Origin of the sequence: Allorhodopirellula solitaria, from assembly GCF_007859855.1 — a bacterium.
Taxonomy (GTDB): domain Bacteria; phylum Planctomycetota; class Planctomycetia; order Pirellulales; family Pirellulaceae; genus Rhodopirellula; species Rhodopirellula solitaria.
In genome coordinates this window covers 341,802-356,139 of the sequence record NZ_SJPK01000003.1, presented here as the reverse complement: position 1 = coordinate 356,139, position 14,338 = coordinate 341,802, and the positions used below count along the sequence as shown (strand labels likewise).

The 14,338-nt window shown below is 60.0% G+C and carries 10 protein-coding genes; 1 reads left to right on the top strand and 9 read right to left on the bottom strand.

Translation table 11 applies throughout. The annotated features are described in order from the left end of the window. Positions 1-32: 32 nt before the first annotated feature. The 8 genes from CA85_RS07575 to CA85_RS07545 all read right to left on the bottom strand — a co-directional run bounded on the left by CA85_RS07575 (position 33) and on the right by CA85_RS07545 (position 12,216). Entirely contained in the window at positions 33-2,276 is a 2,244-nt protein-coding gene (locus CA85_RS07575; protein ID WP_146390704.1) for a DUF4340 domain-containing protein, read from the bottom strand. A 101-nt stretch (positions 2,277-2,377) separates the two neighbouring features. Then, positions 2,378-5,260, bottom strand: a complete 2,883-nt coding sequence (locus tag CA85_RS07570; RefSeq protein WP_146390703.1) for a Gldg family protein — start codon at positions 5,258-5,260, stop codon at positions 2,378-2,380. Positions 5,261-5,354: 94 nt separating this feature from the next. Then, positions 5,355-6,074: an ABC transporter ATP-binding protein gene (locus CA85_RS07565; protein ID WP_186774824.1), complete on the bottom strand. Its 720-nt coding sequence runs from the start codon at positions 6,072-6,074 to the stop codon at positions 5,355-5,357. A gap of 152 nt (positions 6,075-6,226) precedes the next feature. After that, positions 6,227-6,403 carry a DUF6800 family protein gene (locus CA85_RS24775; RefSeq protein WP_186774807.1) on the bottom strand — a complete coding sequence of 59 codons (177 nt, stop codon included), beginning with the start codon at positions 6,401-6,403 and terminating at the stop codon, positions 6,227-6,229. Between the two features lie 226 nt (positions 6,404-6,629). Further along, positions 6,630-7,625 (bottom strand): signal recognition particle-docking protein FtsY, encoded by a 996-nt coding sequence (gene ftsY / locus CA85_RS07560; protein ID WP_146390701.1) that lies wholly within the window; start codon positions 7,623-7,625, stop codon positions 6,630-6,632. A gap of 207 nt (positions 7,626-7,832) precedes the next feature. Next, complete coding sequence (locus tag CA85_RS07555; protein WP_246112579.1) at positions 7,833-9,950, bottom strand: hypothetical protein; 2,118 nt, start codon at positions 9,948-9,950, stop codon at positions 7,833-7,835. Between the two features lie 3 nt (positions 9,951-9,953). Next, on the bottom strand, positions 9,954-11,096 hold the full coding sequence (locus CA85_RS07550; RefSeq protein ID WP_146390700.1) for a PDZ domain-containing protein: 1,143 nt from the start codon (positions 11,094-11,096) through the stop codon (positions 9,954-9,956). Beyond that, on the bottom strand, positions 11,089-12,216 hold the full coding sequence (locus tag CA85_RS07545; protein ID WP_246112578.1) for a S1C family serine protease: 1,128 nt from the start codon (positions 12,214-12,216) through the stop codon (positions 11,089-11,091). The genes CA85_RS07550 and CA85_RS07545 overlap by 8 nt, the downstream gene beginning before the upstream one ends. A gap of 180 nt (positions 12,217-12,396) precedes the next feature. Here CA85_RS07545 and CA85_RS07540 point away from each other — a divergent pair, with 180 nt between their 5' ends. Next, positions 12,397-13,335, top strand: coding sequence for an SDR family oxidoreductase (locus tag CA85_RS07540; protein ID WP_146390699.1), 939 nt, complete (start codon positions 12,397-12,399; stop codon positions 13,333-13,335). A gap of 353 nt (positions 13,336-13,688) precedes the next feature. Here CA85_RS07540 and CA85_RS07535 read toward each other — a convergent pair whose 3' ends face one another. Continuing rightward, entirely contained in the window at positions 13,689-14,201 is a 513-nt protein-coding gene (locus CA85_RS07535; RefSeq protein ID WP_146390698.1) for a hypothetical protein, read from the bottom strand. Positions 14,202-14,338: the final 137 nt, after the last annotated feature.

Here is a 14,338-nt window from a genome sequence, read left to right as displayed (position 1 = left end):
GAGAACGCCTTGCCAGCGCTATCCCCCCCGGCTCAGCGAGGTGCTGTGAGACCGCCGGGGATTTGGAATGGCATGCTGGGGCCGCCGGGAGCTGCAGGCTGGGCCGCTGCTGCAGCCGCTTCTGGGCTGGTCAACAACTCGTCGCGATTGATTCGCAGTTTCCGGTAGGTTTGCTCAGGAATCACGTAATACCAATCCGCAAAGCGGGCGTTCAGGTCACTCACCCGGCGCGCGGCGGCGTTGAGCCGATCCTTGCGGGCGTCGAGCAGACGCGTATTCGCTTTGAGAATCTTCTCCTGTTCGGCCTCGAGTCGCTCGAACTGCTCTTCCTCCGTCAAGTCAGCAAAAGTGATCTCACCGGATTCAGCTTCCGCATCCGCAGGAGCTTCCGTATTGGCGGGAGCTTCCGCATCGGCGGGAGTTTCCGTGGCAGGGCTCGAAGCCGCTGAGTCACCGGATTCATCAGCAGGCTCCGGCGAAGCATCGTCTTGGGCTTGGCCTTGCCCTTCGCCCGTGGCCTCGCCACTACCGTCGACCTCGATTTCCTCGGTCACCGGAGTTTCTTCTTTGGCAGGTTGATCTTCGGCGGGTTGCTCGTCGGAGGCGGCGTCTTCCTCAGCGTCTGCTTCGGAGGCGGGCTGGTCCTGCATGGCTGGTTCTTCCTCGCCGGCCGCTTCCGCTGGCTCCTCGTCGGCCGGTGCTGGCTCGTCTCCCGAGTCAGTTTCTTCCGTTTCAGCGGGCTGTTCTTCCATCTCGGCAGCTTCTGAGTCCGCAGGGCTTTCCTCCTCCTCCGCAGGTGCCTCCTCGGTCGGCTCTTCGGACGTTTCCTCGCTCGATTGCTCAGCGGGGGGAGTGGATTCGTCTGCTGCGTCTTGCGTCATTTCAGCATCGTCAGCCGCAGTCGATTCTTCGCTGTCGGAGTCGGCCGGAGTTGATTCTTCGGCTGGCGTCGATTCCCCGTCCGCTGGCATCGTCTCGCTCTGAGGCTCCTCGGCTGGCGGGGCCTCCTCTTTTTCAGCTGATTCACCGAGCATGGCAGCGAGCTCTTCAATCGACTGGGGGACAACGAGCAGATCGGGTGCAGGGAACTGTGACTCATCAACGCGAGCGGTGACGAGCATATAACGATTCACAGCTGTCTCAGACGACTCTTCGTCTTCGCCACCGGAATCCTCATCGGCCAGGCCAAACACGTTGCCGAAGCGGAGGACGTACTGCACACCATCGGTGAGCGTGACGTCGAGTTCACCGTTAGCGGACAAGACTTCGACTTCGGCGTTGGCCCCGGCTTGAACGGGAAAGAAGCCGCGAGTCGCCAATGAATTGACCGCTTCGTTATCAGAGATCAGAGATTTATCAGCGCGAAGATTAGCACTCATGCCGTCTGGTTTGCGAACCACATCGACGATTTCGAGTTCATCGAGAGCATTCTTGAGGTCGTCGATTTTCTCTTGATTGACGACCTGGTCAGGCCCCACGGCGACTTCGACGGGTTCGGCGAGCGCTTCATCGGAGGGATACTCAAGCAACTGCTCCAAACGCCACTGAGTACCGTCGGCAGCCAACTCGGCGGAGTAGTTACGATCGAGCGCGACGCCTCCACGCGGGCTCATCGAAGCGGCGTAGTCCTCAATCTGCATGGATTTGATATCGATGCTACTGAGTTGCAGGAGATCTTTTTCGATCCACGTTTGAAACTTGGTCGACACGGCTCCCTCTTCGAGCTCGACCACGTAGACGGGATCTTGGCCGGGTTTACGCACATACCGGCGGCTCGCTTCGTCCTTGACCGGTTCACCGATAATCAGCGAAGCCAGGTCTTTCTGAGATTCGTCGCGGAACGTAACCAGCCGACCGACCCCGATATCACCGGCCTCGAGGATTTCGAGTTTGGGTTCGACGACACCGAGGGCGACATGATCTTCGGGGTTACTGGTTTGGACGTCGAGGATTTCCAGGCCGACCAAGGCATTGGCGGCGTTCTTCATCTGCTCAACGGCGTCGGCGGGATAACCTTTGCGTGACGGAATCGTCCACATTCCCGACTCACGGTCTTTGCGCACTTCGAACGTATCGACTTGGCCCTGGGCCTCATCGAACGACACGATCTTCACACTGGCGGCAGCCAACGGATCTTTGAAGTTGGGGAACAGCGGTTTGCCGGCGGCCACGGAGGTCTCGTCACGCTGCGAGGCGGGCCACGAGACGAACAGACCGACGGCCAGCATGACCGCGCCGATCACACAGAAAAGTCCGGTTTTTTGTCCTTCGTTCACTTTGAAATCGTCTTTAAGAGGGAAGCGTTTGGGGGAGTGGAGAAAACAGGTGGCTGTCGTTTAATGAAATTCATCATTAGAGGCGACCGCTCACGGCATGCTTACTTGAGGCGGCTCTTGCTGATGTGTTCACGTTCACGCAATCGGCGAGACGCAAAGACCATGATGCCGACGATCAACGGGGGGATGCACGGCAACACAACCGCCAACGTCTTGACTTGGTTTTGAATTTCCGTCACATCCCGATCGGCTTCGCGGCGGACGGTAGCAATCTTTTGGTCACGTTCGTTCTCCATGCTCTTGCGACGCACGTTGAGAACGCGTTGTTGATTGTCCTGCTTGATCTGGAACGCGATCAGCTTCTCTTGCAGAACGCTCTGCGGCACGGTGCCGTCTTCGCGTTCCTCTTCGAGCTTCTCGACGTCCTCACGAAGTGCCTGCAGTTCCGTATCGATTTTCTCTTGAGCAACTCGGATCTCTTCGTCGAACTCTTTCTGGAATTCACGACTGCGTTTGCGGACCTGTTGATTAGCCTGTTCTTGACGTGCATCGATCATTTTCAAGCTAGCAAAATTCATCTGGTGACTTCGCACATCGATGAAATCAGTCTGGCCCGTCAACCAATCCACCGCGTTGAGCGCGAAGGTGACGTTCTGTAACTGCAATCGCAATTCCATCTGCTTCGGGTCGGCTCGAATGACGAGGAACTCAGGCAAGATGATATCGGAGTCGGCGATGTAGACGACTTTGATACCCCTGTTGGCATTGGATTGCGTTTCGTTGTCCGAACCTTCTTCGGCCGCTGCACCGTCGCCGCCCTCGATGGCCATGGCGATCGGCATGTTCGGGTTAAGGCCTTGGATTTCTTGAGCCAACGTGGCGGCTCCGTTCATGATCTGTGCTGTCGAATTCGCATCGAGCGTGCCCGACACGGCTCCCGTATTCAATAGGGGCGTGTGTTTGAGCGTGCTGTTGGCTTTAGCGCGAACGCCGCCAGCGAAAATCGCCAAGACCTGTTTCAGGCCTGCCGTGATCGGGCTCTCGTCACTGAGCGATTCGCCCGACTGTTTCGCGATCGCTTCGTCGATGAACAACCATAGTTCATTGGCGGCTTCGAGAGCCGGATAGGGATTGTGTTGCTGCCAGGCAAGATCCGGAGTGTACAGACCCTGGGCTGCCGCGGTTCCAGGAACCTCGATCTCCAAAAGGTCCCACAATCGCCGAATATCGCCCTTGGGCTGCGGCCCACCGCCGCCCATGCCCATGAACCCGCCGCCGGCTTGTTTCGGGTCGCCCGTCGCGGTGATGTACGAAGCTCCGACCGGCCGTGGATCTTCAAAAATTGCCGTCGGCACGCCTGCTTGAATCGCGGTGACGAGCCGATCAAATTCTGCCGGTCCCAGCGATGAGGGCTGGACCACGAACAGGGCATCGTACATGTCGGGTGAAACCGGGGCACTCAAATCGACTTCTTCGACCTCGTACTGTTTCGCCAACTCATCGATCAGGCGGTGTTTGTCGATCCGCTGCATCTGCATGCCCGCCATCGTCACGCCGCCCATTAAATTGGCGTCCGACTTGACGATCCCGAGCCGTTTGCGGGTACCGCTGGCGACGGTATCGATCGAGCGAACGAGCTCATACTCGACAGGGATTCCGTATTCGAAAATCGGCACAGTGACTTTCTCGAGCCCCGATCGGAAGGCGGCTCCCAGGATCAACTGTTTCTGCGTGTAGGCGCCTTTCTCGCGAAAGGTGCGCGTAACCGGCTCGATGCCAAACCGCTTGGCCGCGAGGGTGGCTTCGTCACTGAACAGATCGATGCCGTCATGCAAATTGACCTCGATCGTCCGATTCTTCTTGGCCGCTTCGGCTCGGAATTCTTTGAGCAGGTTGATCAATTCGTAGCGGGTTTGAGCGTAGAGCTCAGGTACCTCATTGCTAATGAACGCATCGATCACGATCGGGCGATCGTCGTTCAAGTTCTGGATCAGGTCCTTGGTCGCTGGTGCGAGCGAACTGACGCGTCCCTCGGTCATGTCCGTGCGGCCGAGCTCATGGGTCCGGAAAAACATCACCGCGCCGACCGTGAAGACGACCAGCGACAACGCGCGAAGCACATAGTGCCACGCCATCTGGTTACCGTCTTTCCCGCCCCTCCAGTGCCGCCGCCCGATCAAGATCATGCAGACGTACAGGGCCACCGCAGCGACCAACAAAAAGTAGATGACCGACGAGGAAGAGATCACTCCGCGGCCAAAATCGTCGAAAGGGCGTGCGATACCGCTGTTTTGAACCCACTCGGCAAAACGGCGACTCGGGCTGACCGCATCGGCCAGCGATGCGAATGCCAGGGGAGCATTGAACAACGCACCAAGAATGAAACCGACGGTCAGGTTGCCGGTCAAAAACGACGCGATCATGCCGATCGCAATCATCGTCAAACCCACGAACCAATAACCCAGGTAGGTCGTGAAAATCAGACCGATGTCCAGCGATCCCTCGGTCAAGATGGACAGGGTCGTGAACGTGCTGAGCTGGCTAAATAGCAGCGAAGCGGTGAAAATGGCCGCCGCTGCCATGTACTTTCCAATCACGATGTCAAAATCACTCGCCGGCAGCGTGAGCAGCAACTCGTCGGTTCCCTGGCGTTTTTCTTCTGCCCAGATACTCATCGTGATCGCTGGGATGAAGACCAGCATGATCATCGGGAACCAGTAATTGAGCTGGTCCAGCGTTGCCAGGTTGGAGTTAAAGAACTCATACGGCCAAAACGCCGCCACCGAGGTCAAGAAGACGAAAATACACAGGAAAACGTAACCGGTCGGGTTGCTGAAATAGCCGACAAAGTTGCGTTTCATGACCGCGAAGGCGGCCCGTTTCGTGTACGCGAGCAGCAGGACGATCGCGAGCAACAACAACAGAAATACCGCATCGTAGAGCAGTACACTGAGCAGGGACATCGAAACGTGATTGAGCGCCATGGGGACGATTGAAATTTGGAGAGGTGGATCGAATAGGAAGCGACGATTGGCGAACAGCGAGCGGCGGCTCGCACTGCGTGATCGAGAGAGAGAGTTAGATCTCGCTGTGGCCGGTCAGTTCATGGAAGGCTTCGTTGACATCACCGTGCCCGGTCTCACGAAGCCCGTCGACATCGCCGTCGTAAACCTTGCGGCCTTCATTGATCAGAATGACCCGGTCCGCCATCGCTTCGACTTCCTGCAGAATATGCGTCGAAAGTAAAATCGTTTTGGTCTCACTGAGCTTCCGCATCGTACGGCGCACTCCACGAATTTGGTTCGGATCCAAACCGGCCGTGGGCTCATCGAGGATCAGCACATCGGGCTCGTGCAACAATGCCTGACTCATGCCAACACGCTGTTTGAAACCTTTCGACAGCTTGCTGATCGGTTTGTAGATCACCGAACTGAGGTCGCAAATTTCAATGACCTTGTCGATCTGATCCTTTTTCGTCCCCAGCGGGAGCCCGCGTGCATCAGCGAAGAACTCCAACATCCCCATCGGTGTCATCTCGGGATACAGCGGCCCATTCTCAGGCAGATACCCCAGTCGACGACTGCCGGCGATGCGGTCGTCCATCATGTTGTGACCGGCAATCCTCGCATAACCTTCGCTCGGGGCGATGTAGCCCGTCAACATCTTCATCGTGGTACTCTTGCCAGCACCGTTGGGGCCGAGAAAGGCAACCAGCTCACCCTTTTTGACGCTGAACGAGACGTCCCGCGCGGCCGCGAAAGGCCCGTAGAACTTGCTCAAACCCACGGCCTCGATCATCGTCGTCGGTGACGACGCTGAGGATGCCGCGGTGGGAGAGGATTGATTAGAAAGCTCGATTGCGGCCGAATCGGATTGGCGTGCAGGTTCTGCCATCGAGTCGATGTCCGAAGGGGAAAGAGGTCAGAGAAAAAAGGAGGGAGCCGGCGGGGTTACGCCAGGCCTTCGCGTTTGATGATCTCGTCGGCGCCCGGCGTCATGCGGCGGAGCTTCCGCGCCGCCTCAGCCTTGTCGATCGTGCCCGCTTTGACGCGGTTGAGAAGTTGCGAAGTTTTTTTGCGACGGGCACGCAGGCGGGCGATTTCACGACGACGTTCGGTTCCAGGCATGGTCTTTATCGATCAGTTTTGGGAGTAAAATTCGGCGTAAGCATCAACCGCTTCGCCTATTGCTGCAGGATTATCATGCGATTGGGCGAATGGGGAAGGGGGGAGTCGACATCCCGGACGCAATCCGCCATGTCCCGAGCAGCCTCCGAAGGGAATTTTGGTCGCGGCTGCCAATTTTTCAGTGGACGCACGGCGCCATCACTTTGTTCGGAAACAGTCCACGCGATCAGTTTTGAAATAACGCTTCGGCGAAGGAATCGGGGTCAAAGGCGGCCATGTCGTCGAGCCCTTCGCCGAGACCAACAAACTTAACCGGCAGCTGAAATTGCTCGTGAATGGGCAGCACCACGCCGCCCTTGGCTGACCCGTCGAGCTTGGCCAACACGATTCCCGTACACGCGGCAGCGGCGCTGAACCCTTTCGCTTGGCTGATCGCGTTCTGACCGGCCGTGGCGTCGAGCACCAACAGCACTTCATGAGGGGCACCCGGCAGACGCTTGTCGATCACCTTGCGGATCTTCTGCAGCTCCTGCATCAGGTTACTCTGGGTCTGCAGCCGGCCGGCGGTGTCGATGATGGCATAGTCAGCACCGGTTTCCATCGCCTTGTCGACGCACTGGAACGCGACGCTGGCGGGGTCAGCACCGCTTTTCCCCGTCACGATCTCACAACCGATCCGGCCCGCCCAAATGGTCAGCTGTTCGACGGCGGCGGCGCGGAAAGTATCGCCCGCCCCGAGGACGAGCGAGTGACCGCCGCTGCGCAGATGGTTAGCGAGTTTGCCGATCGACGTCGTCTTGCCGCTACCGTTGACGCCCACGACGAGAATCACCGTGGGGCCAGAATCCGCCTTGGCGAGGCCGCCGTGATCCTGCCGCAGCTGCTCGCGGATCTCGGTGGTAATGGTCGCGACGACTTCCTCCAACTGCACGACGCGGCCACGATATTGCTTGGCCACCTCGTCGCGAATTTTGTTGGCGGGGCCTGTCCCCATGTCGGTTCGGATCAAACGGGCGAATAGCTCGTCAAGAAACTCCTCGTCGACCAGCCGGCCTTCACTTTTGAACAAGTCACGGATGTCGGTGCCGAGCACCCGCCGTGTCTTCTGCAATCCGCTGCTGAACTTGGTAAACATGCCTCCCTGGCCCGCCTGATCCTCGGCGGGTGGCGTCTCGCCACTTTCCGGTTGGCTCGGTGCTGTTTTCGATCGCCAAAACGCCATCGGTATCGGTTTCCTAAGAGCCTATCCGAAAAGGGGTCTGACCCTTTGGAGGCGAGCAATGGACATGTTTTTTAACAGCCTCGCCCGAGAGGGTCAGACCCCTTTTCGGATAGGCTCAAAGAAGAAATCGGTGAAGGCAACCGCCGTTGGCGGTGTGGATGCTGCCCTCAAACCATATCAAACGCCTGCGAACTGTTCGACCGGTGGCTACTGCGAAAAGGGGTGCAAGATCGCGGGTAATTGGCGATAAAGGAACCGTGGCAGCATCGCCAAATAGCGATCTGAGACCGGGTCATGCTCGATAAAAATGAGCGTGTCGGCGTGCTCCGCGGCGTCACGGATCCGCTGCAGTATTTGATCGCGTTGGGGACCGAGTTCGTCGCCAATCACCAGCAGCGGCATGCGGTCATAGGTCGCTGCCGTGCCGACCCACCAGTGACTCGGGTCCGCCATCCGCGTTTGCAGCCCCAGCGGTGCGAGTGTCTCGGCGAGCATTTCGCCGGCTGGCTGATCGGCATAGGGCAGGACGAGCTGTCCGGGGGTCAGTCGCCGCTGGCGGGCATCGTCCCAGTTCACGACGCAGGTTGCCCCATTGAGCCGAGAGGTCCGCCGCAGCAGCCCCGCCAAGGTGATCGCGGTATCGAGCTGCGAACCGGACTTGCCGCCCTCGAGCAGCGGCCATTGTTCGGCCAGCCGTTCGGGTTGATCGGAATCGCTGTCTTTTTTCAGTAACAAACCTTCGGCACGAACCGTCCAATGCGCCAGCGCCGGCTCGGGTAGCTTCGACGGCAGGCCACGGGCCAACCGCAGGCAGTCTGTCGCCAGCGCTTTTAGATTGAGCTGTTCTCGTTCATTCCAAAGTGGATTGCTGGCAAACCGCTCGGCGAGCGACTCGGCCGACTCTTGCTCGGATCCGAAATCGTCCGTGGCCAAAACGGCTCGCAGGCTCTCACGGGCATCCTCCGGGCTGGCAGTAAGAAACAACCGCGCTTCCTCCTGCTCGAATACCACGCCGGAATCACTTGCAATCGCATCCATCAAGGTCCCGACCGGTTTCCAACCCGGGGTCGCGTCGCGAACCTTCTGCGACATCGAAATCCCCATCAGATCGAACGTGAACCAATCCAACTGGATGGGGACCTGAGTCAATTCACTGAAGACCAACACCATTCCCGCCAGTGGGTACCCATCAGACTGGACGGCGACCCGGAGCTTGAGCGCGTTGTCAATATTCACTTCCGGTGGCGGAGTCGCCAGCAACATGGGGTCGAGCATCGCATCGGCGGCCTGATCGATAATCAGATCAGCAACCGGGACCTCGGGCGTGCGCACTGGTGGAGCATCCGGGGCATCGCCTGGCAAATTGAGCAGATCGACAAAAGAGGCGAGTTCGGGGGGCAGGTCGGTCAAAGGATCCGCCGCGGGTTCGTCGGTCTGCCCCGAGACAACGCTGTCGCCGTTGCGGGCGGGACGATCGGCGGGGTCGCTGCGGTCTCCACCGAGCACATCGACCGGCAGCAAATCCGATGGGATCTCCGGACTGCCACCGGCGGGAACCTGCTCGGACGCCGGCGCAGTTTCGTCCTCCACCTCGGAATCGATTGGCTCAGCGGGCTCGGACTGAGGCGACGATACGTTTCCCGAATCATTCGAGTCTGACTCAGACATGTCGGGGACGGGCTCTGACTCCGCCACTCGATCCGGTTCTGTCGCGAGTGCCTCTGGATTGGGGTTTTGGGCCGCAGGCGTGTTCTCAGCAACCGTCGGTGCCAGAGTTTGATCCGGGGGCGAATCGCTAATCAGCCACATCACGAACACTGCCACGATCAGCAGCGTCCCCGCGGTCGCGATCGCGATTAGCAGCCGTTGGCGAAACTTGCGTGTCGGCTCGCTCGTCCAGTTGGCAGTGCCCTGCCAGTCCTCCGATACTCCGGAGTCATGGGCGGGCGGCGAATCCACAGTGAACTCGGGCCGAGACGCCCCCGGTGCAACGGGAGGCTCAGGCGTGGCGAAGCCCCCATTGGCTTGTCTCGATCCATGCCCCGGATCGATTTCCTCTTCGCTGAATAGATCTCCCTGTGTGATCTCCTGGCTATCGACAGCGTCGCTGCCGACGACCATGGGCGGGTGGGGAGACTCCGCAGCCGACTGCGTTGGGGCGGGGGCAATCGGTGTCGCAGCCTCGGGGGAACCCGATTTGGGTGCATCGATTTGCACCATCGATCCGCAGCGTGGGCAGGCCACGATGGTGCCGACTAACGCCTCGTCGGTCACTCGCAAGCGACCGTGGCAACTGACGCACTGAACGGCAAAGGGAACAGACAAGGGTTATCGACGGTCCGCTTCGGTGATCATACTGGAGACTTCGGCGCTGACGAGAGAAGCCGGCAACGCGTAGCTGACCACGCGGCCAGCCCGGGCGATGTTGATTCCGATCACGCGGCCTTCGGTATCGAGCACAGGGCCGCCGCATTGCTCGGGGTTGAGCACCGTGTCGTGCTGGAGCGCCCGTTCAAACCCAGACAAACGCACGTTGCGGGCGCCGTTGACCCGCGCGTCATTCTCGGATTCTTGCATGACCGCGTATTCGCTCAGCTGCGCCGGAATATCGACCGTGCTGCCATCGCGTTCGATGGTCAGCCGCACGACCTCGCCAGGAAACATGCTCTTGAGCGTGGAGACGACGATATCGACATTGTTCTGAGCCTGTCCGTCGATGGCGATGATCCGATCGCCCGCCTCGAGCCCGGCCTCAGCGGCGCCGCTGTGCGGAAAGATGCTGCCTACCCGTGCGCCCGCTTCTTCGGTTCGCTGCAGGGCAATGCCGAGGCGCCCCTGATGACCGATCTTTCGCGGCTCGGCGCCAACGACACCGATTCCGATCACCCGCCCCGATCGATCCGGGCTCACCAAGAAACTACCGATCTGGGGAACGACAGGACTGAACTGGATCGCGTTAAGCGACTCGGCGATGGTGGTGGCATCGGCTTGGACGACCAGCAACGCCAGGTCGCTGGCCCGACGCACCGCCGCCACCCGGGCGGGCAGCAGTTGGCCGTCGGTCAAGCGGATGCGGATCGGGTCACCCGACAATTCGCTCCGCTTCGTCAAAATGTAGGCATTCTGCAGCTTCGAATCGCCAGTGGCAGTTGCCGTGGGCGGGATGGGAGCGTTTGGAGGACGACTGACGACGGTTCCCAACGCCACCGGCCGGCCGCTACTGATGACCTCGACCACACTGCCTTTGAATTCACCCGCGATCGGGTGGACGAGCTGCATCATCGCATTGCTGTCACGGCGATGGACGACACGGTCGACCAGACGCTGCTGCAACCACTCGGGGATCGGCGACGTGTCCTGAGCCTCCACCGACGATGCGGTGAAGACGGTAATGGCCGCTGCCAGGAGCGTAAGGAGGGTGAGTCGCGAGCCCCGATCGGTGCTAGCAAGGGATTGGTTCGGACTATTCATTGGCTCTTCCGATTTCGATAACCACTTGTACGAGACTGCCTTCACGTCGCAACCACACTTTCACGCGTTCACCCGGCATCGTGTCGGCAACGGCGTTTTTGAGAGATTCGAAATCGGAGATCGGCACATCACCGAATCGCTCCACCACATCGCCTTCTTCCACACCCGCCTCGGCTGCGGGCGACCCCGGATAGACCACTTTGACGTTGGCTTGGGTCGTCCCGTTGCCTTTGACGCCGAGAACCGGTTTGAATCCAGGCAGATATCCCCAGGACTCGCCTCGGCTCATCCGGTCCCAGGATTCACCAAAGTGATCGATGGGCACATGCAAATTGTCTGCCACATCGTTGCCGATCCGGCTATGCACGGCGATCAAACGTCCCGCCAGATCGAACAGGGGACCGCCGGAATCACCGCCGATCAGGGCGCAATCGGTGTCCAAGGAATCCTCGCGTACGTCCAGAATCCGGCCGACTCGAGTCACCATGCCACGCTCGCTATCGTATCCTCCCGGGTGGCCGGTCGCGATACACCACATCCCGCTGCGGAGATCCTCGCTTTTGCCGAGTGTGGCGTGTGGCCAGGGCTTGCCATTGTTCTGGCCAGCGTCGATTTTCATCAGGCCCGCGTCGACGTGGCGATTCATGCCGCGGGTGACTGCGGTCACCGTACGGCCATCAGCCAGCGTCAAGACAGCGGGTTTGCCCGGTCGCATGGCCACGTGGGCAGCCGTCAAAACGAATCCGCTACCCGTCACGATCACCCCACATCCCTGGGCGGGACCGATCTGCACGCTCACGGTCGACTGCTCGGCCCGCGCCGCGACCCGCTGTGATTGCCGCTGCAGAACCCGCAGGATATCGAGCGTCTCGGGCACGCCGCCCTCGTCAAGCAGCTTTTGCAAACTCGCCGGTGGAGCGACCCATGTGTCCCCTTTGACAGATCCTCCCTGGTTAGCGGCATTGCCTACGCCGCGATCGGAAAGGGCTTCGCTTTGAGACGAGATCGGCCCCTGAGCGACCAGGGGTGACGCCAAGGCGACGAGGAGGGCGGCCGCGAGCGTGCGAAACGCCGGGTGACGAGGAATCTTCGCCGCGGATGCGGAAGTCTTCAATTTCAAACTGCCTGCTCCGTTGCTAGAAAAAATCATTGATTGCCTACCGCGATGGCGGTCCGTCGATCTGACTGCACCCATTGCTGGGGTTGGAGCCTCGCCCCCTTGCTCCGATATTGTAACCTCTACACCCCGATTCGCCCACCTTTTTGGGGAAGACGCACCTAGAAACCGGATCCATTCGCCATGACAAAAAACACAATCGCTGTACCTTACCGCCGCCCCAGCCTACTGGTTGTGGGCTGCGGTTATCTCGGTGTCCGGGTGGGCGAGCAGGCACGAGCACGCGGCTGGACCGTCTCGGCAACCACGCGCAATCGCCTCCAAACGCTCGCCCAACAAGATTTTTTTCCTCTGTCCTTCGATTGGAACGACACCCGGGACTTGGGAACGATCGACCGAGCGATTCGGGAACACGACATTGATCGCGTCCTGATCTCAGTTAGCTACGATCGAAACAGCCGTGTGGGTCGATTTGATTCCCAGGTGGGAGGACTCGCGAGGCTCTTGCAGCAGATTCGCGTGACGTCGGAGCAGACCGGCCGGGCGACCCCAGATATCTGCTATATCAGCACCACCGGCGTTTATCACCAAACCGGCGGCGAGTGGGTCGACGAGTATTCCACCACCCGCCCGCAACGCGATGGTGGGCGGGCGCACCTGATCGCCGAAGCCAAACTGCGCAGCTGCCTCGGTGAGCGGCCCTGGACCATCCTGCGTCTGTCGGGGATCTACGGTCCCGGGCGTGTGCCCCGAGCCGCCGATGTCCGGGCCGGCCGGCCGATCGCTTCGCCGCCACAGGGACACCTCAATCTGATCCACGTCGACGATGCCGCCAGCGCCGTGATCGCTGCTCTCTCCTGGGGCGATCGCGACGATGCCGCTCGTCGCGAGCGGCTGTACGTCGCCAGCGACGATCGACCGATCATGCGCCGGCAGTTCTACGAGGAGATCGCCCGGCAAACCCGCTCCGCCGCCCCCACTTTCCTACCAGCCGCCGGGGATGGCCCCTCGCGGTACCGCAGCGAGACGGACAAGCAAATCTGGAACCATCGCTGCAAACGAGACCTGGTCGCCCAGTGGGAGTATCCCACCTTCGTCGAAGGCCTGCGAGCGATCCTCTGAGCGGCGTTCCTAAGCGGAGTCACGCTGATCGCGACGCCCCAAAGACGCTGCCCCGGGGAAGCGACTCAAGTAAATGCAATTCTTTTAGGCCGGAGGCCGACACAGGAACTGCCGATGGCGCCAGCCATCGGTCTGGCGTTTCTGTCTGAATTTCACCCTCCCGAGCGCAGCTGGGGAGGGTCGAGAAACGAGCCTTCAGCGAGTTTCTCGGGGAGGGCTCAGTCACGGCTTCACGGCAATGGATGCGTTTTCCCAGCGATCGGCCCCTCGTCGAAGAGGCTGCGCCCGTCGATTCTCCCCAAACTTCGGAGACTGCAGAAATACAAGCCCGTCACGACGCTCGGCTCACCTTCTCAGCGTTGCTTTTCTCGCTCGGCTTGCCGGGCGGGGAAATCGACGACGACGAGTTTTTGATTCGGCTCGTCCCAGGCGTATTCTTGGTAGTAGGGCAGCATCGGCAAACGGATGCCGTTGGGCTTGTCCGCCTTGATAATCTCCGCCATGAAGGTTTCGTGATCGAGTGGCCGGGGATCCTGAATACTCTGGGCATTGCGAAGCTGAATCGCTTTGTCCACCGACATCCCACCCAACTTGCCAACCGTGGTGCGGTAGGCATCTGCGCTAGCCATTAGGGGATTGCTCGCTTCCACCTTCGTACTAGCAAGGACACCGCCGTCGCCGAGGGCGGACTCGAGGTCGAGCACGTTCTGAGTGGTCTTGCCGACCGTTTCACGCGGGGTGGCTTCCTCCGCCGTCACTCCCGGCGTGGTGGATTCGCCGTTCTCCGCCGTCGGTGTTGAAGGCATGCACCCCGCCACCAGGGCGAACCCGCCCATCAAGGCTGTCGCAAGAATTGTCATCTTCATTGGTTTGATCCCGACTAGTGACCGCGTGATTAGGAAACTCCCGACTCGCTGCACACGATAGCAGATTCCGTGAGCTCAGGTTCACGGTAACGTTTCCGGGAAGCCAGCCTCACGGCCTATCGATCCCATGGACGGCG